Source organism: Catenulispora subtropica (assembly GCF_039531675.1).
GTDB classification, from domain to species: domain Bacteria; phylum Actinomycetota; class Actinomycetes; order Streptomycetales; family Catenulisporaceae; genus Catenulispora; species Catenulispora subtropica.
The window spans coordinates 37210-56312 of the sequence record NZ_BAAAQM010000057.1 but is presented as its reverse complement, the minus strand read 5'-3'; the positions used below and the strand labels follow the sequence as shown (position 1 = coordinate 56312).

The 19103-nt window shown below is 68.8% G+C and carries 17 protein-coding genes; 11 read left to right on the top strand and 6 right to left on the bottom strand.

All coding sequences use genetic code 11. The features are described 5' to 3' along the window. Positions 1–4: 4 nt before the first annotated feature. Positions 5–400, bottom strand: coding sequence for a hypothetical protein (locus tag ABD466_RS35535; protein WP_344661642.1), 396 nt, complete (start codon positions 398–400; stop codon positions 5–7). 47 nt (positions 401–447) lie between these two features. Between ABD466_RS35535 and ABD466_RS35530 the strand changes: the two genes are divergently transcribed. The 9 genes from ABD466_RS35530 to ABD466_RS35490 all read left to right on the top strand — a co-directional run bounded on the left by ABD466_RS35530 (position 448) and on the right by ABD466_RS35490 (position 13165). Beyond that, positions 448–1734, top strand: coding sequence for a DUF1800 domain-containing protein (locus tag ABD466_RS35530; protein WP_344661641.1), 1287 nt, complete (start codon positions 448–450; stop codon positions 1732–1734). A gap of 103 nt (positions 1735–1837) precedes the next feature. Continuing rightward, positions 1838–3157 (top strand): DUF1501 domain-containing protein, encoded by a 1320-nt coding sequence (locus ABD466_RS35525; RefSeq protein WP_344661640.1) that lies wholly within the window; start codon positions 1838–1840, stop codon positions 3155–3157. Positions 3158–3341: 184 nt separating this feature from the next. Continuing rightward, positions 3342–4664, top strand: coding sequence for an ABC transporter substrate-binding protein (locus ABD466_RS35520; RefSeq protein ID WP_344661639.1), 1323 nt, complete (start codon positions 3342–3344; stop codon positions 4662–4664). A gap of 147 nt (positions 4665–4811) precedes the next feature. Continuing rightward, the gene (locus ABD466_RS35515; protein ID WP_344661638.1) at positions 4812–5708 is read left to right on the top strand and encodes a carbohydrate ABC transporter permease; all 897 of its coding nucleotides are present in this window, start codon (positions 4812–4814) and stop codon (positions 5706–5708) included. After that, positions 5705–6580, top strand: coding sequence for a carbohydrate ABC transporter permease (locus tag ABD466_RS35510; RefSeq protein ID WP_425558828.1), 876 nt, complete (start codon positions 5705–5707; stop codon positions 6578–6580). Before ABD466_RS35515 ends, ABD466_RS35510 begins: the two co-directional genes overlap by 4 nt. Continuing rightward, on the top strand, positions 6577–7806 hold the full coding sequence (locus ABD466_RS35505) for an ROK family transcriptional regulator (protein WP_344661637.1): 1230 nt from the start codon (positions 6577–6579) through the stop codon (positions 7804–7806). Before ABD466_RS35510 ends, ABD466_RS35505 begins: the two co-directional genes overlap by 4 nt. 234 nt (positions 7807–8040) lie before the next feature. Further along, positions 8041–10164, top strand: coding sequence for a 1-deoxy-D-xylulose-5-phosphate synthase (gene dxs / locus ABD466_RS35500; protein ID WP_344661636.1), 2124 nt, complete (start codon positions 8041–8043; stop codon positions 10162–10164). A 176-nt stretch (positions 10165–10340) separates the two neighbouring features. Further along, the gene (locus tag ABD466_RS35495) at positions 10341–11912 is read left to right on the top strand and encodes an ArnT family glycosyltransferase (protein ID WP_344661635.1); all 1572 of its coding nucleotides are present in this window, start codon (positions 10341–10343) and stop codon (positions 11910–11912) included. A 113-nt stretch (positions 11913–12025) separates the two neighbouring features. Further along, positions 12026–13165 carry a winged helix DNA-binding domain-containing protein gene (locus ABD466_RS35490; protein ID WP_344661634.1) on the top strand — a complete coding sequence of 380 codons (1140 nt, stop codon included), beginning with the start codon at positions 12026–12028 and terminating at the stop codon, positions 13163–13165. Between the two features lie 158 nt (positions 13166–13323). Here the strand turns inward: ABD466_RS35490 and ABD466_RS35485 are convergent, their stop codons facing one another. From ABD466_RS35485 to ABD466_RS35465, 5 genes are read right to left on the bottom strand one after another with little or no spacing between them, the layout of a single operon-like run. Next, entirely contained in the window at positions 13324–14058 is a 735-nt protein-coding gene (locus ABD466_RS35485) for a DUF899 domain-containing protein (protein WP_344661633.1), read from the bottom strand. Between the two features lie 60 nt (positions 14059–14118). Continuing rightward, entirely contained in the window at positions 14119–14865 is a 747-nt protein-coding gene (locus ABD466_RS35480; protein ID WP_344661632.1) for a DUF427 domain-containing protein, read from the bottom strand. Between the two features lie 21 nt (positions 14866–14886). Next, a complete protein-coding gene (locus tag ABD466_RS35475; protein WP_344661631.1) occupies positions 14887–15615 on the bottom strand; it encodes an alanyl-tRNA editing protein in 729 nt (242 codons plus the stop codon). Between the two features lie 39 nt (positions 15616–15654). Continuing rightward, on the bottom strand, positions 15655–15885 hold the full coding sequence (locus tag ABD466_RS35470) for a heavy-metal-associated domain-containing protein (protein WP_344661630.1): 231 nt from the start codon (positions 15883–15885) through the stop codon (positions 15655–15657). Continuing rightward, the gene (locus tag ABD466_RS35465; protein ID WP_344661654.1) at positions 15885–16721 is read right to left on the bottom strand and encodes a phosphatase PAP2 family protein; all 837 of its coding nucleotides are present in this window, start codon (positions 16719–16721) and stop codon (positions 15885–15887) included. The genes ABD466_RS35470 and ABD466_RS35465 overlap by 1 nt, the downstream gene beginning before the upstream one ends. 261 nt (positions 16722–16982) lie before the next feature. Here ABD466_RS35465 and ABD466_RS35460 point away from each other — a divergent pair, with 261 nt between their 5' ends. Together ABD466_RS35460 and ABD466_RS35455 are read left to right on the top strand one after the other, a co-directional pair. Then, on the top strand, positions 16983–18350 hold the full coding sequence (locus tag ABD466_RS35460) for a glutamine synthetase family protein (protein WP_344661629.1): 1368 nt from the start codon (positions 16983–16985) through the stop codon (positions 18348–18350). A gap of 7 nt (positions 18351–18357) precedes the next feature. Next, entirely contained in the window at positions 18358–19101 is a 744-nt protein-coding gene (locus ABD466_RS35455; RefSeq protein WP_344661628.1) for a gamma-glutamyl-gamma-aminobutyrate hydrolase family protein, read from the top strand. Positions 19102–19103: the final 2 nt, after the last annotated feature.

Genomic DNA, 19103 nt, shown 5'->3' with positions numbered 1-19103 from the left:
CCCCTCAGGCCATCCGCTTCAACTCCTCATCCGCCACCAGAGCCCAGTGCTCGTCCGGCCCCGCCGAAGCCCGCGCGAACCACATGTAAGCCTGCGCGAACTCACGGTGCCGGCACGCGATCACCCCGAGAAACACCATCGCGCCTGGCGCCGTCTCCGGTGCGCCGATCCCGACCACCGTCAGCAGCGACAGGCGGGCGCCGGCCAGGTCGCCGTCGGCGTACGCGTACATGGCGCCGGCGAAGAAGGCTTCGGCTTCGGCGCGGAGCCGCAGTGGGACCGGTGGGGGTTCGCGGGGCGGAGGGTGCAGGGAACGGGCTATGGCCGCGTGGGCGTCGTGGTTCCGTCCTGCGTGGCGCGGGGTCGGCGATTCGGAGGTGGGGGCCGTATCCGGGGACATATGGCGTACTTACCCGCCGCTTAACCGTGTTCCCCGATTCTGGGGATGTGAGCATCGACCAGAACAGATCCGCTGTGGCGCACCTGATCCGGCGCGCCGGGTTCGGGGCGAACGGGGCGGAGATCGACGCCGCCGCCAAGGCCGGGTACGAGGCCACCGTCGGTGTGCTGGTCGGTCCGGCCGGGGCCGATCCCGGCGCCGCCTCGACGCCGCCGCCGGACTTTCCGCTGGCCAAGGACCAGAAGAAGGGCAGCGCTCCGCAGGACTACGAGTTGGTCGGGTGGTGGCTGGCCCGGATGGCGGCCGTGACGCAGCCGCTCGTGGAGAAGCGCACCTTCTTCTGGCACGGCCACTTCGCCACCTCGTTGCAGAAGGTGAAGAGCGTCGGCTTCATGCTGAAGCAGAACCAGACGCTGCGCACGCTCGGCGGCGGTGACTTCTCCGCGCTGGCGCACGCGATGGTCCGCGATCCGGCGATGATGCTGTGGCTGGACAGCGCCGGCAACACGCTGAAGGCGCCGAACGAGAACCTGGCGCGCGAGCTGATGGAGCTCTTCACCCTCGGGGTCGGCAACTACACCGAGACCGACGTGCGCGAGGCCGCGCGGGCGCTGACCGGCTGGCGGCTGGACGTGAACGGCGGCGCCACCCTGGTGCCCAGGCTGCACGACGCCACCTCCAAGACCGTGCTCGGCAAGTCCGCGGACTTCGACGACGCCTCGCTGGTGGACTGGCTGGTGCAGCAGCCGGCGTCCCCGAAGTTCATCGCCGCGCGGGCCTGGAACCGCTTCGGGATGCCGGGGCCGATCCCGGACGACGTGTCCGGCCGCCTGCAGGCCGCCTACGGAGCGAACCGCGACTTCTCCGCACTTCTCAAAGCCCTGTTCCTCGACCCGGTCTTCCGCGGTCCGCAAGCCCGCTACGCGTTGGTGAAACAACCGGCCGAATATGTCGTCGGAGTGCTGCGCGCCCTGAAGATCAAGATCGACACGGGTCAGAACTCGAAGGACGTGCAGGCGCTGCGCACCGCCCTGTCGGGCCTGGGCCAGATCCCCTTCTACCCGCCGAACGTCGGCGGCTGGCCCGAGGGCACAGCCTGGCTGACCACAGCGGCCGCGCAGACCCGGTTCGTGTTCGCCGAGTGGGCGGTCGGCAGGGGCGACCTCTCGGAGGTGGCGACCGCGAGCCCGTCGCAGCGTCTCGACGCCGTCGCGCACCTGCTCGGCGTGGACGCCTTCACCGACCGCAGCTCCGCGGCTCTGCGCGAGGTCGTCGCCGATCCGAAGCAGCTGGTCACCCTGGCGCTGATCGCGCCCGAGTACCTCGTGAACTGAATACCCCGCGAACTGGGTACCTCGCAATCTAGGTACCTCGTGTACGAAATACCTCGAGTTCGAGGTACCTCGCGAACTGAGCAGGAAGAGCAGGGATTTCGACATGGACACAGTGACCCGCCGCCGCTTCCTCGAGCTGTCCGGCGTGCTGTCCACCGGGACGTTCGCCGCCGCCTGTTCGGGCTCGCACGGCCACAGCGCCACGGACCCGCACGGCGGCTCCACCATGAGCCCCGGCGGCCCGATCACCTCCGGCGCCCAGCTCGGCGCCGCCGCCCAGCACGCGCCCCTGACCCCGGGGCAGGGCGTGCTGGTCCTGGTCACGTTGTACGGCGGCAACGACGGTCTCAACACCGTGATCCCGTACACGGACGCGGCGTACCACGACTCGCGCCCCGATCTCGCCTTCACCGACAAGGAGGTCCTCGACCTCGGTGACGGGCTGGGCTTCAACCCGGCGATGACCGGGCTGCACGCGATGTGGCAGCGCAAGCTGTGCGCCGTGGTGCGCGGGGTCGGGTATCCCAAGCCGAACCACAGCCACTTCGTGTCCATGGACATCTGGCAGACCGCCTCGCCTGGCGGGCCCGCCGGGTCGGGGTGGCTCGGCCGGTGGCTGGATGCGCAGCCCGACGACCAGATCCGGGCCCTGAAGGCGATTTCCGTCGGGGGGACGCTGCCGCCGCTGCTCGGTGGGACGAAGACGGCCGGCAGTTCGCTGCCGATCGGGCAGTTCCGGCTGCCCAAGCCCGGGCCGCTGGACAGCGGGTTCGTGGCGCTGGGGCAGTCTTCGGCACAGGACTCGCCGATGGCCGCGTACGCCGCCCGCGACGTCTCCGACTTGTTCACGGTGGCCAAAACCTTCACCCCGGCGCTCGAATCGGCGAAGAAGGACGCGGGGAACAACAAAACCCCGGCGGCCGGGGCCGGCGGCAAGGCGGCCAAAGGCTCAGCGTTGGCTCAACAGCTGGCTGTCGTGGCCGACTGCATCAACGCCTCGGTGCCGACCCGTGTCTACAGCGTCTCGCTCGGCGGGTTCGACACGCACAGCGCCGAGAAGCAGACCCAGTCGCAGCTGTGGGGCGAGGTGGACAAGGCGGTCGTCGACTTCCAGAACGCGATCGCGGCCGGTCCGCACGGAAAGGACGTGGTCACGGTGCTGTACACGGAGTTCGGGCGCCGGGTGAAGGCGAACGCGAACGAGGGGACCGACCACGGCACCGCGGGGCCGGTCCTGGTCCTCGGCGAGCCGGTCAACGGCGGTTTCTACGGTGAACAGCCGTCGCTGACCGACCTCGACAACGGCGACCTGAAGTTCACCACTGATTTCCGGTCCGTCTACGCGACATTGTTGGACAAAGTCCTCGGCGCCGATCCCGTGCAGGTCCTGGGCGCGGACCAGCCGCGGATCGCGTTCCTGTGACAACGAACCCGGTCTAGACCGCGGAGCCCCTGCGGCGTAGACCGTCTACGTCGGTCGACGTATGCCGAATCGTTACGCGCAGATGTCCGAAAGTCTTCTCAGCCCCCTGGTGATCAAGACCGGCCCGGAATAAGTTGCCTGACACAACATTCCTGACCGGATCTCGTCCAGGGGAGGAACTCCCATGCGCGGAAGACTTTCTGCCGTCGTGGCGATCGCCGCAGCGGGCGCCCTCGCGCTCAGTGCGTGCAGCAGCAGCAAGAGCAACAAGCCCAGCGGTACCTCTCCGGGGAACAACACCGGTGCGGTGACCGACAGCAAGGTCGAGGTCTTCTCCTGGTGGACCGGCGGCGGTGAGGCCGCCGGCCTGCAGGCGCTGATCGCCGACTACAAGAAGAAGAACTCGGGCGTCGACTTCGTCAACGCCGCGGTGGCCGGCGGCGCCGGCACCAACGCCAAGGCGGTGCTCCAGTCCCGCCTCAAGGCCAACCAGCCGCCGGACTCCTTCCAGGGCCACGCCGGCGCCGAACTGCAGGACTACATCAAGGCCGGCCAGGTCGAGCCGCTCGACGACTTCTACCAGCAGCAGGGTCTCGACAAGGCGTTCCCCCAGAGCCTGCGGGACGAGATCAGCTACAAGGGCCACATCTACTCGGTGCCGGCGAACATCCACCGGGCCAACGTGCTGTGGTTCAACCCGCAGGTGGTGCAGAAGGCCGGCATCACCTCGGCGCCGACCTCGGTGGCGGACTTCATCGCCGACCTGGACAAGGTGAAGCAGACGCAGCCGGACGTGCAGCCGATCTCGGTGGGCGACCAGTGGACCACCGAGCACCTGTGGGAGACGGTGATGATCGGCGACCTGGGCGCCGACGGCTGGAACGCGCTGTGGAAGTCCGGCGCCAACTGGGGCGACCCGAAGGTCACGCAGGCGATCAACGACTTCAAGAAGATCATGTCCTACGTGCCCAGCTCGCAGTACGCGGCGGACTGGCAGACCGCTGCCAAGGCGGTCATCGACGGCAAGGCCGCCTACAACGTGATGGGTGACTGGGCCGCCGGCTACTTCACCTCCTCGGTCGCCTCCGGCGGTCTGGCCAAGACCGCGAAGACGGACTTCGACTGGGCCGCCGCGCCCGGCACCGACGGCGTCTACGACTGGCTGTCGGACTCCTTCACCCTGGCCAAGGGCGCCCCGCACCCGTCGGCCGCCAAGGCCTGGCTCGCCGAGATCGGCAGCAAGGACGGCCAGGACATCTTCAACCCGATCAAGGGCTCGATCCCGGCCCGCACCGACGAGGACAAGTCGAAGTACACCGGCTACCTCTCCTGGGCGCTGGACGAGTGGGGCAAGGACAAGCTGGTCGGCAGCTTCTACCACGGCGTCGTGGCCAACAACGCGTGGCACAACGACATCGACAACGCCGAGGGCCAGTTCCTGAAGGACTGGAACGTGGACAGCTTCCAGAAGGCGCTGGTGAACGCCGCGCAGCAGGACGCTGACTGACCTTCCCGATCCGGCGTCGGTGGACCTCCGCCGGCGCCGGCCCGCACTGAACGGCACCACGCACTGAACGGCACCACGCACTGAACGGCACCACGAAGTGAACGGCACCCCGCAGTGAACGGCACCACGCAGACAGGAGGAGCCTCGGTGCGCCACGCACGTGCTCGCAACTGGCTTCCGGGGCTCCTCCTGGTGGCCCCCTCGATCATCCTCGTCGCGATCTTCGTCTACGGCCTGATCGGCTGGAACTTCAAGGTCGCGCTCTCCGACGAGCACCACAGCTACGACCCCGGCAAGTTCGTCGGGACGGAGAACTTCAGCAAGATCTGGGACATCCAGGTCTGGAGCAGCTCGGTGAAGAACGGCCTGGTGTTCACGGCCGTCTTCGTCGGCGGCGCCCTGGTGCTGGGCTTCTTCCTCGCCTTCCTGATGGACAAGGCGATCAAGGGCGAGGGCTCGTTCCGCGCCGTCTACCTGTTCCCGATGGCGGTGAGCTTCGTCGCCACCGGCGTGGTGTGGAAGTGGCTGATGGCCTCCCCGCACGACAAGAACGCCTCCGGACTGAACCGGCTGTTCATCGACCTCGGGCTCGGGTCCCTGCAGAACGACTGGTACAACAGCACCACCTGGACCAACATGGCCTCGCTGGCGCTGCCGGCGATCTGGCAGATGTCCGGCTACATCATGGCCCTGTTCCTGGCCGGCTTCCGGGGCGTCCCGGACGACCTGCGCGAGGCGGCCCGCGTCGACGGCGCCAACGAGTGGAAGGTGTACCGCTACGTGGTGCTGCCGGCCCTGCGGCCGGTGCTGCTGACCGCGATCATCATCCTGGGCCACATCTCCCTGAAGATCTTCGACCTCGTCTACTCGATCAACGGCAAGAGCGTGAACACCGAGGTGCCGGCGATCTTCATGTGGCAGCGCGTCTACGACCGCGGCGACGCCGCGAACGGCGCGACGGCCGGCGCCTACATCCTGCTGGCGGTCGCGGTGTTCGTGATCCCCTATCTGATTTGGTTCGTGCGATCGGAGAAGAAGCGTTGACCGCCGTCGCCGTGGAGAAGCGGGCCCCGCAGCAGGCGGGCCTGCACGCCGTCCGCAAGCAGCGGGCCTGGAAGACGGCGCGCTTCGTCCTGCTGCTGTTCTTCGTCCTCTTCTTCATCCTGCCCGTCTACGTCCTGGTGGTCACCAGCTTCAAGCTGGCCTCGGAGACCGACCCCTCGCACGCCTGGGCCCTGCCCAGCCACTGGAGCCTGGACGGCTGGCGCACCGCGTGGGACGAGATCTCACCGGGCCTGGCCAACAGCTTCAAGGTCGCGATCCCCGGCGCGCTGATCTCCGCGATCCTGGGCTCGCTGAACGGCTACGTGCTCTCCAAGTGGCGCTTCCCCGGCGCGGACGTGGTCTTCACGCTGTTCCTGTTCGGGATGTTCATCCCCTACCAGGCCGTGATGATCCCGCTGGTGCAGCTGTTCACGAACATCAACCTCTCCGGATCGCTGACGTCGCTGATGCTCGCGCACGTGGTCTACGGCATCCCGATCTGCACGCTGATCATGCGCAACTATTACGCGACGATCCCCAACGAGCTCATCGAGGCATCCCGCGTGGACGGCGCCGGCATGCTGCGCACGTACTGGTCGATCATCGTCCCGAACTCCGGCCCGGCGTTCGCGGTGGTCATCATCTGGCAGTTCACGTCGATCTGGAACGACTTCCTGTTCGCCGTCTTCCTGACCGGCACCAACAACTGGACCGCCACCGTCCACCTGAACAACCTCCTCGGCGCCCAGACGGTCAACTTCAACCAGCCGATGGCCGGCGCCATCATCACCTCGGCGCCGACTTTGCTGATATATGTGCTTCTTGGACGGTTCTTCATGCGAGGGATGATGGCGGGGGCACTGAAGGGATGACAGCGGTGGCGCCGGGGACGACGACCGCGGGGGGCCAGGACCGCGTCCGCACCCGCAACCTCTCCGCCCTCCTGCGCCACGTCCACGTCCACGGTCCCACCACCCGGGCCGAGCTCACCGCCCTCACCGGCCTGAACCGGTCCACGATCGGCGCCCTCACCACCGAGCTCACCAACGCCGAGCTGGTGTGTGAGGAGCCGTCGGCGGCGCGGGCCGGAGCCGGGCGGCCGTCGCTGCTGGTGACGCCGCGGGGGAACCAGAACTACGTGCTGGCGTTCGACATCGGGGTCGACTACCTGTTCGCCGCGCGGGTCGGGCTGGGCGGGCAGGTGCTGGACCGGCGTGACCTCTACCGGCCCCGGGGCGAGTACCCGCTGTCCGACGTGCTCGGGCATGTGCGCCGGTTCGCCTCGGAGCTGATCGCGGGCGCGCGGCCGGGATCGTGGTGCGCCGGGGGCGGGGTCGCGATCCCGGCGCTGGTGCGGCACGCCGACGGCCTGGCCCGGGACGCGCCGAACCTGGTGTGGCAGGACGCGCCGCTGCAGGCGGAGATCGCGGACGTGCTCGCCGGCCTCGGGCTGCGGGCGCCGGTGCACATCCGCAACGACGCCGACCTCGGCGCGCTGGCCGAGCACCTGCGCGGGGCCGGGCGCGGCTCGGACTTCGTGGTGTACCTCACCGGCGAGGTCGGCGTCGGCGCCGGCATCATCAACAACGGCCGCCCGCTCAACGGTTTCGGCGGCTACAGCGGCGAGATCGGTCACACCGTCGTGAACCCCACCGGCCGGCTGTGCTCCTGCGGGCTGCGCGGCTGCTGGGAGACCGAGGTGGGGGAGAAGGCGATCCTGGACGCCGCCGGCCGGCAGGGGGCGCGCACCACGGTCGCCGAGGTGGTGGCCGCCGCCCGGGCCGGCGACGGCCGCAGCGTGGCCGCGGTCCGGCACATCGGCGGGTGGCTGGCGATCGGCATCGGCAACCTGGTCTCCATCCTCAACCCGGAGGTGGTGATCATGGGTGGCATGTTCCGGGAGATCTTCCCGCTGGTCCGTGACCAGGTGCTGAGCGCCCTCGGCACCGGCGGGCTGCAGCCCCCGCGCCAGGACGTCCGCTTCGTCCTGCCGGGTCTGGGCGCCGACTCCACCCTGCTGGGCGCGGCCGAACTGGCCTTCGCCCCGCTGCTCGACGACCCGCTCGGCGTACGCGGTCCGGTGCGCGGCGGCATGTGAGCCACGTCATCCGAAGCGCATGGCGCGTCGGAACCGGGGTAGGCGGCGCGCCGCGGGTGAGAATGCGGTGAGAAGGCGGTGAGGAAGCTCAGTGTCCGGTGAACGGCCTGCGCAGGCCGTGTGAAGATCATGTAGATGGCCGCCGAGTGCCAGGGCGGCGCCCGGACCACGCCCTAGACTCTCTCGCGTATAAATGGAAGCCAGCGAGCGTTGTATCAACTGAAGGAGGATCGGGTGGCACTGCTGGAGACGATCCAGGGTCCGCGCGATCTGGACAAGCTCAGCTCCGAGCAGCTCACCGAGCTGGCTGCGGAGATCCGCGCTTACCTGATCCCGACCGTGGCGAAGACGAGCGGGCACATCGGCCCGAACCTCGGGGTGGTGGAGCTGACCATCGCGCTGCACCGGGTCTTCGACTCGCCCCGGGACACCGTGCTGTGGGACGTGGGTCACCAGGCCTACGTGCACAAGCTGCTCACCGGCCGGCACGACTTCTCGACCCTGCGCCAGGAGGGCGGCCTGTCCGGCTACCCGGCCCGCGCCGAGTCCGAGCACGACGTCATCGAGAACTCCCACGCCTCCACCGCCCTGGCCTACGCCGACGGCATCGCCAAGGCGCACCAGGTGCGCGGCGTCACCGACCGCCAGGTGGTGGCGGTGATCGGGGACGGGGCCCTGACCGGCGGCATGGCCTGGGAGGCGCTGAACAACATCGCCGCGGCCAAGGACCGCCCGGTGATCATCGTCGTCAACGACAACGAGCGCTCCTACACCCCGACCATCGGCGGCCTGGCCGACCACCTGGCCACCCTGCGCACCACCCAGGGCTACGAGCGCTTCCTGGAGTGGGGCCGCGGCATGCTCGGCCGCACCCCGGTCATCGGCACCCCGCTCTACGAGGCGCTGCACGGGGTGAAGAAGGGCCTGAAGGACATCGTCGCCCCGCAGGGCATGTTCGAGGACCTCGGCCTGAAGTACGTCGGCCCGGTCGACGGCCACGACATCGCCGGGATGGAGGCCGCCCTGCGGCGGGCCCGGAACTACCACGGCCCGGTGATCGTGCACGCCATCACCCGCAAGGGCGAGGGCTACCCGGCCGCCCGCAACCACCAGCTGGACCAGCTGCACCAGGTGGGCCCGGACAGCGACCCGGAGACCGGCCAGCCGCTGGCCCCTGCCGGCACGTCCTGGACCTCGGTGTTCGCCGACGAGATGGTCAAGGTCGGCGCCGAGCGCGACGACGTGGTCGGGATCACCGCCGCCATGCTGCACCCGGTGGGCCTGCACAAGTTCGCCGAGCGCCACCCGGACCGGATCTTCGACGTCGGCATCGCCGAGCAGCACGCGGTCACCTCCGCGGCCGGCATGGCGTTCGCGGGCCTGCACCCGGTGGTCGCCATCTACGCGACTTTCCTGAACCGTGCGTTCGACCAGGTGTTGATGGACTGTGCGCTGCACAAGGCGGGCGTCACGTTCATCGCCGACCGGGCCGGGGTCACCGGTAACGACGGCGCCAGCCACAACGGCATGTGGGACATGTCGATCTTCCAGGTGGTGCCGGGTCTGCGCATCGCCGCGCCGCGGGACGGTGCGCAGCTGCGGGCGCAGCTGCGGGAGGCGCTGGACGTGGCGGACGCCCCGACGATGATCCGGTTCTCCAAGGGCGCGGTCTGCGACGACATCCCGGCGGTCGCCACGGCCGGCGGCATGGACGTGCTGCGCACGACGGCCGGCACCGCGCTCACCCCGGACGGCACCGCGCTCACCCCGGACGTGCTGGTGGTGAGCGTCGGCGCCATGGCCGGGGTGGCGCTGGACGTCGCCGAGCGGCTGGCCGACCAGGGCATCGGCGCCACCGTGGTGGACCCGCGCTGGGTGAAGCCGGTGGACCGGGCGTTGGTGCGACTGGCCGCGGAGCACCGGCTGGTGGTCACGATCGAGGACAACGTGCGGGTGGGCGGGGTCGGCTCGGTGATCGCGCAGGAACTGCGGGACGCGGGTGTGTGGACGCCGCTGCGCGACTTCGGCATCCCGGCGCGGTTCCTGGACCACGCGCACCGGGGGACGGTGCTGGAGCAGATCGGGCTGACCGGGCAGCGGGTCGCGCACGAGGTCGTGGGGCTGGTCGCCGGGCTCGGGGCTCCGGGTGGGGGCGCGGAGCGGATGGACCGTGTCGAGCGGGTGGACCGTGTGGGTGAACACGGGGTCGAGCATGGGGTCGGGAGCGGCGTCGAGCACGTGATCGAGCACTCGGTCGAGCGCGTGGAGCGTGCGGAGCGCGTGGAGCAGGCGGCGGCCGGGGCCTCGGACGTGCCGGAGTCGCCGAACGGGGCGGCACCGAAGGTAACGGCGCGGTAGCGATCGGCTGATCTTAGGTGGTTACCTCCCCGCGGGCAGCTGCGGGGGAGGTAACCTCTTCGACATGGGTGATGAGGCATAGCACGACGATGGTCGCGACTGATGCTCCCCCGAGATCCGGGCCCGGCCTGGCCGAACCCCCGGACGAACCGCCGGAAACGTCGTGGTTCCGGCGCATGTGGGATACCCCGCAGGCCTCGTGGACGCGGGTCATCCTGTTGTTCCTCGCGGTGGCGACGATCACCCATCTGCCGGCGTTCAGCCGCACGTTCTGGAACCCGGACGAGGGCTTCCTGGCCACCCAGGCCCGGGCGCTGAACACCGAGGACGGGCAGTTCTACCAGATCATCGTCGACCGCAAGCCGCCGCTGCTGCCGTATCTGTACGCGTGGGTGTTCAAGCTCTTCGGTGACCACGGACTGTCCACGGTGGTGGTGATCCGGGCCCTGGCGATCGTGGTCCACGTGATCACCGCGGTGCTGATCACCCAGATCGCCAAACGACGGTTCGGGCGGCACGGCGTGTGGGCCGGCCTGCTCTACCTGCTGGGGTCGGCCGGGATGGCGCCTGAGGACTCGCAGGCCGCGTCGTTCGAGGTCTTCATGCTGCCGTGGACGTGCGCGGCGTTCCTGCTCGCCGACAGTGCCAGGCGCCGCCGGGCCCGGGCCGTCCCGCTGCTGGCCGGGGCGGGGGTGGCGGCGGCGCTGGCCACGCTGACCAAGCAGACCGCCGGCGTCACGATGCTGCCGGTGATGTGGCGGGCCTGGAAGGACAAGCGGTGGAAGGGCCTGGCCACGGTGATCCCGGCGTTCGCGCTGCCGATCTTGGGCGTGGCGTTGTGGGTCGGGTTCGGGGACTTCTTCTTCTGGGTGTTCACCGGCAACAGCGAGTACCTCACGTCGCTGGGCTCGTTCTCGACGATCATGGCCCGGTTGTGGGGGAACCTCGGGATCTTCTCCGGCGCTTCCGCCGCGGCGTTCCTGGCGATCATGTACATGACGGCACGCAACGGCATCTTCAAGGCCGACGCGGACCTGTGGCTGTGGCTGGCCGGTGCGGCCATCGGGGTGTCCAGCGGCTTCCACTTCTTCGGGCACTACTTCCTGCAGATGCTGCCGCCGATCGTGATCCTGGCGACTGGTGCCCTGCACCGCAACGGGTCCCGGCTGCGGTGGACCATGCTCGGCGTCACCGCTATCACGGCGACGTTGTTTCTGACGTTGGCGTTCACGTGGCCGCGGACCAACAAGGAGCACAACTGGGAGGTGGCGCAGGCGGTGCAGAAGGCCGCTGACGGGCGGGCGCTGCCGATCATCGTGTGGGGCATGGACCCGTCGATCTACTTCATGTCGGGGCAGATTCCGGCCAGCCGGTTCATCACCGCTGGTTTCCTGTCCGGGTTCGCCGGGGGCGGCGAGCAGGACAAGGTGCCGGAGATTGTTTATGACCCGAACAGCCCGATGGTGGGTATGGCTCAGGACTTCCTGAATCTTTTGCGGAAGGGGCAGGCGCCGAAGCTCTTCGTCGACGACTCGTGGGGGAAGCCGTACCAGCCGAAGGACATCGCGGTGATCGATGACTTGCTGACGAATTACTACACATTTGTTCGCGGTGTTGATCATACGTTTGTCTATGAACTGAAGGATCGGGATGGGCTGCGGGTATGGGCGCAGACGATAGTCGACAAGGGGATGCAGGACGTTTGGAACAAGAATCAGTGGGACTTCATCAACCCTGGTGATGACTGAGCTGGGGTGGGCGGCTGGGCTGGGCTGGGCCGAGCTAAGCGGCTGTGCTGGGCTGGGATGGGGGAGATGGGCGGGCCGGGAAGAGTCGGCTGTCCCGTGGGAGGATCGAAGCCATGGCTCCGACAGTGCTCTCCCAGGACGTCCTGAACCGCACCTTGCTCGCCCGCCAGGGTCTGCTGACGCCGTTCTCTGGGGCGTTCGCCGAGACCGTGGAGGCCGTCGGCGCGATTCAGGCGCAGTATTGGCCGGCTGTTGCGGTGTCGCTGTTCACGCGGAACAGCACTGCGACGCTGGAGGGGGTCTACGACGCGTTCGAGCGGCGCGAGCTTGTCGTCGGGTCCTCCATTCGGGGCACGGTTCATGCTGTCAGCCGCGCTGAGCATCCCCTGTACGCCGCCGTTTCCGAGGCCACCGACGCTGACATCGTCGCCTCGCGTAACGAGGGCAAGGACCCTGGTATGCGGGAGCTGCGTGCGGCCGTGTTGGAGTTCGCTGCGGAGAAGCCGCGGAGTGCTGCGGAGTTTCTGACGTTCGCACAGGAGTGGGCCGCGAAGCATCCGGGGCGGATGTCGGCGGCGAACCTGGAGTATCACGAGTCGCGGAACTGGCGGCCGATCTACCGGAGCAACGCCTTGATCCGGTTTCCGGCCGATGGGCGGTGGTCTGCTGCGACCGGGCCGAAGACGTACATGTACCAGCCGGAGCGTGCCGCTGATACGGACACCGCCACCGCGACGCTGGTGCGACGGCATCTCGGGGCGTTCGGCCCGGCGGCGGTCGATGATGTGGCGACCTGGCTGGGGCTGAAGGTGTCGGTGGCGCGGGCGGTTGTCGAGGGCTTCGAGGACTTGGTGACGTATACGGACGAGGCCGGCCGCACGCTCTACGATCTGCCGGAGGGCGAGGTCGTCCACGCCGGGGCGGACGTGGCGGCACCGCCCCGCCTGTTGCCCCGCTTCGACAGCATCCTGCTCGCGCACAATGCGAAGCACCGCCAGCGGATCATCTCCCGCGAGTATTGGGACCGCGTGTACAACGGGAAGAATCTGCAGATCCTGCCGTCGTTCCTGGTCGGGGGGTATGTCGCCGGGATCTGGTCGGTCGAGGTGAAGAAGAAGCTGGCGACGCTGACGCTGGAGCCGTTCCACAAGCTGGGGAAGGCGGAGGGCAAGGCGCTGATGGCGGAGGCGGAGCGGGTGCTGCGGTTGCAGGCGCCTGAGTCGGGGGCGTATGCGGTTGAGGTGGCGGGCTAGCTGGTGGGTTGCGCTGGATGGTCGGCCGGCCTGGATGGTCGGCTGGGCTTGTCCGATTGGCTTCGCCCGCCGACGTGACGGGGGATCCAGGTCACCACAACTGTGTTCAGGCACCACGTGCCACACTCTGCGAGACCAGGGGCGGCACGTGCGCCGCTTCAGTCAAACGTGGGCATATTCGGCCGCACGTTGACCGCCCGCCCCTTCGGCTCCTCCCATTCCTCCTGCCGGCCGAGGGCGGTCAGGTCCAGGATCGAGTACGCGCCGCCGAAGTCGGTGCCGCGGGCGTAGGTCGAGTAGGTGTGGAAGATCTCGTCGCCGTCCCTCAGGAAGCAGCTCATACCCGGCTGTTCCGAGCTGCCTTCCAGGATCCAGGCCTCGCCGGCCTCTTCCAGTTCGGCCGCGTTGCGGTAGTTCCACACCACGGGCATCACCGTCGGGTCGGTGGTGACGCCGAAGTCGTAGTTGAACCTGCTGCCGAAGGACGAGTAGAACGGCAGGTCCCAGCCTCGCTTGGCGGCGTAGGCGGCGATCTTCTCGTACGGGGCGCGGGCTACGAACACGTAGCGGGTGTCGCGGGCTTCCAGGTGGCGGAACAGGCCGGTGGACAACTCGTCGATGGAGGCGGTGCAGCCCATGCAGGCGTCCTCCCAGGACGGGTCGAACATCACGTGCTGGATCACCAGTTGGCGTTTGCCGTCGAACAGGTCGGCCAGGCCGACCTGTTCGTCCGGGCCGGTGAACCGGTAGGGCTCGTCGATGCGGACCATCGGTAGCATTCGGCGCTCGGTGTTGAGGGCGTCCTGTGCCCGTCGCAGTTCTTTCTCCTTGGCCAGGAGAGCCTTGCGCGCGGCAAGCCACTCTTCCCTGGTCGTGATCTCGGGAAGGCTCATGGGGCGGAGGGTATCGTCGGGGTCTGACAGTCGTTCCGCCAGGCACAAACGGGCTCCGGATCAGTACCGCTTCTTGGGTCGCTCCTGCAGGATTCCGTCCACGTAGATGTCGACCTTCTCGTTGTAGACCGCAGCCAGACCGGCGATCTTCTGCACTTCGGCGAACGGTGTGCGGTAGCACCAGATCAGGTCCTTGTGGACCTTGTCGTCGATCTCGACCGACCAGTACGTCGCCGCGCCCTTGTAAGGGCAGTGCGTCACCGAGTCTGACGGCCGCAGCACGTCCTGGTTCAGTGCGGTGATCGGCACGTAGTAGCGGGGCGGTAGTCCGGTTTCGAACAAGATCATGCTGTTGGGTGATTCGGCCAGGACCACGCCGTCCAGCTCGGCGCGGAAGCTGCGGCTGCTGGCCAGGACGTCGATCCGACTGTACGGGTCGCGGGGGTGGGTGTAGATCGGCTCGTCCTCTTCGAACCAGTCGAAGGCGTCGAAGTCGAAGCGGACCGCGTCGCGCAGCTCCTCCAGCGGGGACTCCGGCAGGGTGCGGGCCTTGGCCTCGGCGGTTGTGCCGTCGACCAGCACGTCGTGGACCTGGGCGTCGCCCCGGCTCGGCGAGTGCTCGGTTCCGCTGGTCGGTTTCAGCTCGGCGGAGACGTCGGCGGCCGGCACGTAGTAGGTCGGGTAGTAGGGCGACTCCCATACCAACAGTGGCCGCAGGGTGTCTGCCACCAGCTTGTTCCGCAGGTAGATGCGCACGCGCTTCTGTCCCTGCTCCACCTTCACGCGTCCTCGGGCGTTCTCAGCCATGGTGGTGCCGCCTCTCGATCGTCAGTCTCGGATGGCGATGCGCAAGCGCCTGAAGCCCTTGCCTTTGTTCTCCACCTTCAACACCTCGATGCGGCCGATCCATTTCGTCGACTCCACGTGGGTGCCGCCGTCGGCCTGGGTGTCCAGGCCGACGATGTCGACGATCCGGACCTCGGTCAGCTCCGGGGGGACCAGGTTGGTCGCGGTGCGGATGATGTCCGGGATGGCGAAGGCCTCGTCGCGGGGCAGGGTCTTCACGTCGATTCGGCGGTCTTCGCCCACCTCGACGTTGCACGCCTCCTCCACCCGGGCCTTGAAGTCGGCCGGTACCTCGGGGAGGTTGAAGTCCATGCGGGCGGTCCCGGGTTCCATGTTGCCGCCGGTGACCAGCGCGTCGAAGTCGCGGAAGACCACTCCGGACAGCAGGTGCAGTCCTGAGTGCGTCCGCATGAGCCAGGTCCGCCGCTCGTCGTCCAGTGCGCCGCGCACCGCGGTCCCGGCCGGTGGCAGCGGATCCTCGTCGTGCGGGATCAGGACGAGGTCGTCCCCCTTGCGCACGCCGACGATCCGGGTTCGCACGCCGCCCCACAGCAGCACACCCTCGTCCGGCGGCTGGCCTCCGCCGCCCGGGTAGAAGGCCGAGCGGTCCAGGATGATGCCCTCGGCGTCGGACCTCAGGACCGTCGCGTCCCATTCGCGGAGGGTCTGGTCGTCGAGTTCGAGTCGCTGGGTGTGGGGAGTCGCCGTCATGCGCGAAGCGTAGTCCCGCCGCCACTGTGGACGGCGACCTCAGACCAGTTGGTAGCCGGCGCCCTCGACCGCGTCGCGCACCGCGGCGATATCCAGTGGCGCGCGGCTGGCCACCACCGCGCGCTTGCCGGGCAGGTCGATCTCCACGCCGGTGACGCCGGGCAGTGCCGTCAGGGCCTCGGTCACCGCCGCGCTGCAGTGGCCGCAGCTCATCCCGGCGACGCCGTAGGCGGCGGTGCTGACGGGGGAGGTGGGGGCGGCGGCTGACATCACGTGCTCCTGGCGAGTTCGGGGGCCGGTACTTCGGCCGACGCTACCCGCGTGCTCTTGATCCACGCGGCGGCGCGCCGCACCAGGGCCTGGATTCCAGCCGAAAGCATCAGCAGCGCCACGCCGACGATGCCGTCCGCCCAGTAGTGGTTCGCGGTGGCCACCACCACGGTGATGGTCATGACCGTGTGGGCGGGCCCGATCCAGCGCCACTTGCTCGGCGAGACCCGCCACACCGTGTAGCCGACGATCACCGCCCAGATGACGTGGACGGAGGGCATCGCCGACAGCTGGTCGGGGGAGTCGGCGTTCATCGGGCCGTAGACCGACTGGTGGAAGTACAGCGCGGTGTCGGTCAGGTGCGCCTTCTCGATCATGCGCGGCGGCGCCACCGGGATCAGCTGGATGACCAGGGCGAAGGCGGTCGCCATGGCCATCGTCGTGCGGACCCGCGGGTAGTGCTCGCGGTGCCGGACGAAGAGCCAGATCAAAAAAATGATCATGCAGGTGAAGTGCATCGACGCGTAGTACAGGTTGAAGAACTTCACCACCTGCGGATGCGCCGGGAAGAACAGGTGCTGCACCCAGTGCTCGCTGGGCAGGAACACGTCCCGTTCCACGTCCCACAGCCACTCGCCGCGGTCCAGGGCGCCGTTCACCTTCATGACCGACAGGCGGCCGGCGACCTGCCACAGGCCGAACAGGCCGAGGACGGTTCCCAGCTCGCGGGGGAACGGCATGTAGCGGACCATCAGCGGCTTGCGGGAGAAGTACATGGCGGCGGCCAGCACCAGCAGGATGCCGCACAGCCAGAAGGCCATCTGATAGGGCATCATCCAGTGCACGTGGGACTCCCGTGGCGGTCAGCGCGTGATCAATGGCCCAGCTTAACGGGAGTGGTATGGCGTGTGTCGGGCAGAGTCCGGGGGTGGCGTCCGGCCCGCCACCCCGCGCATCTGCGCGATCACTACGGATCTTGACGCGCACCCCCACCGCACACCAGGGTAGGGGCCAGCACCGTCGCAAAACTCTGTCTGCAGCCCCCGCGGGTCACCCGTATCGTCGTGCCCGCCAGTGTTTGACCCAAGGTAGGCACAATGCCCGCGCGCACCGGCATGCTCACGCTCCAGCAGCTTCGCGACCTGATCTCGGTCGGCCGAATAGACACCGTCCAGATCGCGATGACCGACATGCAGGGCCGGCTGCAGGGTAAACGCCTGTCCGCCGAGTACTTCCTCGACGAGGTCGCCGCCCACGAGACCGAGGCCTGCAGCTACCTGCTCGCCGTCGACGTCGACATGAACACCGTCTCCGGCTACGAGACCTCCAGCTGGGAGACCGGTTACGGCGACTTCGTCCTCAAGCCCGACCTGAGCACCCTGCGCAACATCCCCTGGGAGCCCGGCACGGCCCTGGTCCTGGCCGACGTCACCGACCACCACGGGCATCCGGTCGCCCAGAGCCCGCGCCAGGTCCTCAAGAAGCAGCTGGCCCGGCTCGCCGAGCGCGGCTGGACCGCCTACGCCGGCACCGAGCTGGAGTTCATGGTCTTCAACGACTCCTACCAGGAGGCGTTCGGCAAGGGCTACCGGGACATGCAGCCCGCGGTGCACTACAACGGCGACTACTCGCTGCTCGGCGGCGCCATCGTCGAGCCGCTGCTCAAGCGCATCCGCACCGGCATGACCGGCGCCGGCATGTATGTGGAGTCCGCCAAGGGCGAGTGCAACCTCGGCCAGCAGGAGATCGCCTTCCGCTACGCCGACGCCCTCACCACGTGCGACAACCACGTCATCTACAAGACGGGCGCGAAGACCATCGCGCAGCAGGACGGCAAGTCCGTCACCTTCATGGCCAAGTACGACCACCGCGAGGGCAACTCCTGCCACATCCATCTCAGCCTGCGCGACGCCGACGGCTCGCCGGTGATGGCCGATCCGGACCGGCCGCACGGCATGTCCGAGATGATGGAGCACTTCCTGGCCGGGCAGCTGGCCTTCCTGCGCGACTTCACCCTGCTCTACGCCCCGAACATCAACTCGTACAAGCGCTACGCGCACGGCTCCTTCGCCCCCACCGGCATCGCCTGGGGACGCGACAACCGCACCTGTTCGATGCGGGTGGTGGGGGAGGGGCTCTCGCTGCGCGTCGAGAACCGGGTGCCCGGCGGCGACGTCAACCCCTACCTGGCGATCGCCGGCATGATCGCCGCCGGCCTGGCCGGCATCGAGCGCAACCTGACGCTGCCGCCGGAGTTCACCGGCAACGCCTACGACGCCGACGTCCCGCGGGTCCCGGACATGCTCAGCGAGGCCGTGGACATGTTCTCCTGGAGCGAGCCGGCGCGCGTGGCGCTCGGCAACGACGTCGTGGAGCACTACATCAACATGGGCCGCGTGGAGCTCGCGGCCTTCCAGTCGACGGTCACCGACTGGGAGCGGTTCCGTTCCTTCGAAAGGATGTGAGCCCGGGATGCCGGCGCCTCTCATCGGCCTGAGCACCTATCAGGAGACCGCCACGTGGGGGCCGTGGCGGAACGTCCCCGCGGCGCTGCTGCCGCACCGCTACGTCGAGTCGGTGACCCGGGTCGGCGGCGTTCCGCTGCTGCTGCCGCCGCACCTGGAGGCGCACGACGAGGACGCGCTGCGGACCGAGGGCGCGCAGGTCGTCTCCGTCCTGGACGGCCTGATCCTCACCGGCGGCCCGGACATCGACCCGGCCGGCTACGGCGCGGTCCGCCACCTCGACACCGACAACCCGCGCCGCGACCGCGACGCCTGGGAGTACGCGCTGCTCGCCGCCGCGCTGGAGCGGGACCTGCCGGTACTGGCCATCTGCCGCGGCTTCCAGCTGCTCAACGCCGCGCTCGGCGGCACCCTGCGCCAGCACCTGCCCGACGAGGCGGTGTTCGGCGACGCGCACCGCCAGCAGCTCGGCCAGTTCGCCGCGGTCCGCATCGACCTGGACCCGGCCGCGCCGCCCGGGCGCCACCTCGGCGCGCACATCATCGCCTGGTGCCACCACCATCAGGGCATCGACAAGCTCGGCGAAGGGCTGGAGTCCACCGGCAACGCGCCCGACGGTCTGATCGAGGCGGCGTGGATGCCCAAGAAGACGTTCGTCGTCGGGGTGCAGTGGCACCCCGAGGAGGACAGCAAGCCGGAGCTCTTCCGGTCCCTCATCGAGGCCGCGACCCGTTACGCCAAAGGAAAATAGCG

Excerpts from the sequence above, each read along its gene's own strand:
- ABD466_RS35535 (WP_344661642.1), bottom strand. The coding sequence starts at position 400 with ATGTCCCCGGATACGGCCCCCACCTCCGAATCGCCGACCCCGCGCCAC.
- ABD466_RS35525 (WP_344661640.1), top strand. The coding sequence starts at position 1,838 with ATGGACACAGTGACCCGCCGCCGCTTCCTCGAGCTGTCCGGCGTGCTG.
- ABD466_RS35520 (WP_344661639.1), top strand. The coding sequence starts at position 3,342 with ATGCGCGGAAGACTTTCTGCCGTCGTGGCGATCGCCGCAGCGGGCGCC.
- ABD466_RS35505 (WP_344661637.1), top strand. The coding sequence starts at position 6,577 with ATGACAGCGGTGGCGCCGGGGACGACGACCGCGGGGGGCCAGGACCGC.
- ABD466_RS35495 (WP_344661635.1), top strand. The coding sequence starts at position 10,341 with ATGTGGGATACCCCGCAGGCCTCGTGGACGCGGGTCATCCTGTTGTTC.
- ABD466_RS35490 (WP_344661634.1), top strand. The coding sequence starts at position 12,026 with ATGGCTCCGACAGTGCTCTCCCAGGACGTCCTGAACCGCACCTTGCTC.
- ABD466_RS35485 (WP_344661633.1), bottom strand. The coding sequence starts at position 14,058 with ATGAGCCTTCCCGAGATCACGACCAGGGAAGAGTGGCTTGCCGCGCGC.
- ABD466_RS35480 (WP_344661632.1), bottom strand. The coding sequence starts at position 14,865 with ATGGCTGAGAACGCCCGAGGACGCGTGAAGGTGGAGCAGGGACAGAAG.
- ABD466_RS35475 (WP_344661631.1), bottom strand. The coding sequence starts at position 15,615 with ATGACGGCGACTCCCCACACCCAGCGACTCGAACTCGACGACCAGACC.
- ABD466_RS35470 (WP_344661630.1), bottom strand. The coding sequence starts at position 15,885 with ATGTCAGCCGCCGCCCCCACCTCCCCCGTCAGCACCGCCGCCTACGGC.
- ABD466_RS35465 (WP_344661654.1), bottom strand. The coding sequence starts at position 16,721 with ATGATGCCCTATCAGATGGCCTTCTGGCTGTGCGGCATCCTGCTGGTG.
- ABD466_RS35460 (WP_344661629.1), top strand. The coding sequence starts at position 16,983 with ATGCCCGCGCGCACCGGCATGCTCACGCTCCAGCAGCTTCGCGACCTG.
- ABD466_RS35455 (WP_344661628.1), top strand. The coding sequence starts at position 18,358 with ATGCCGGCGCCTCTCATCGGCCTGAGCACCTATCAGGAGACCGCCACG.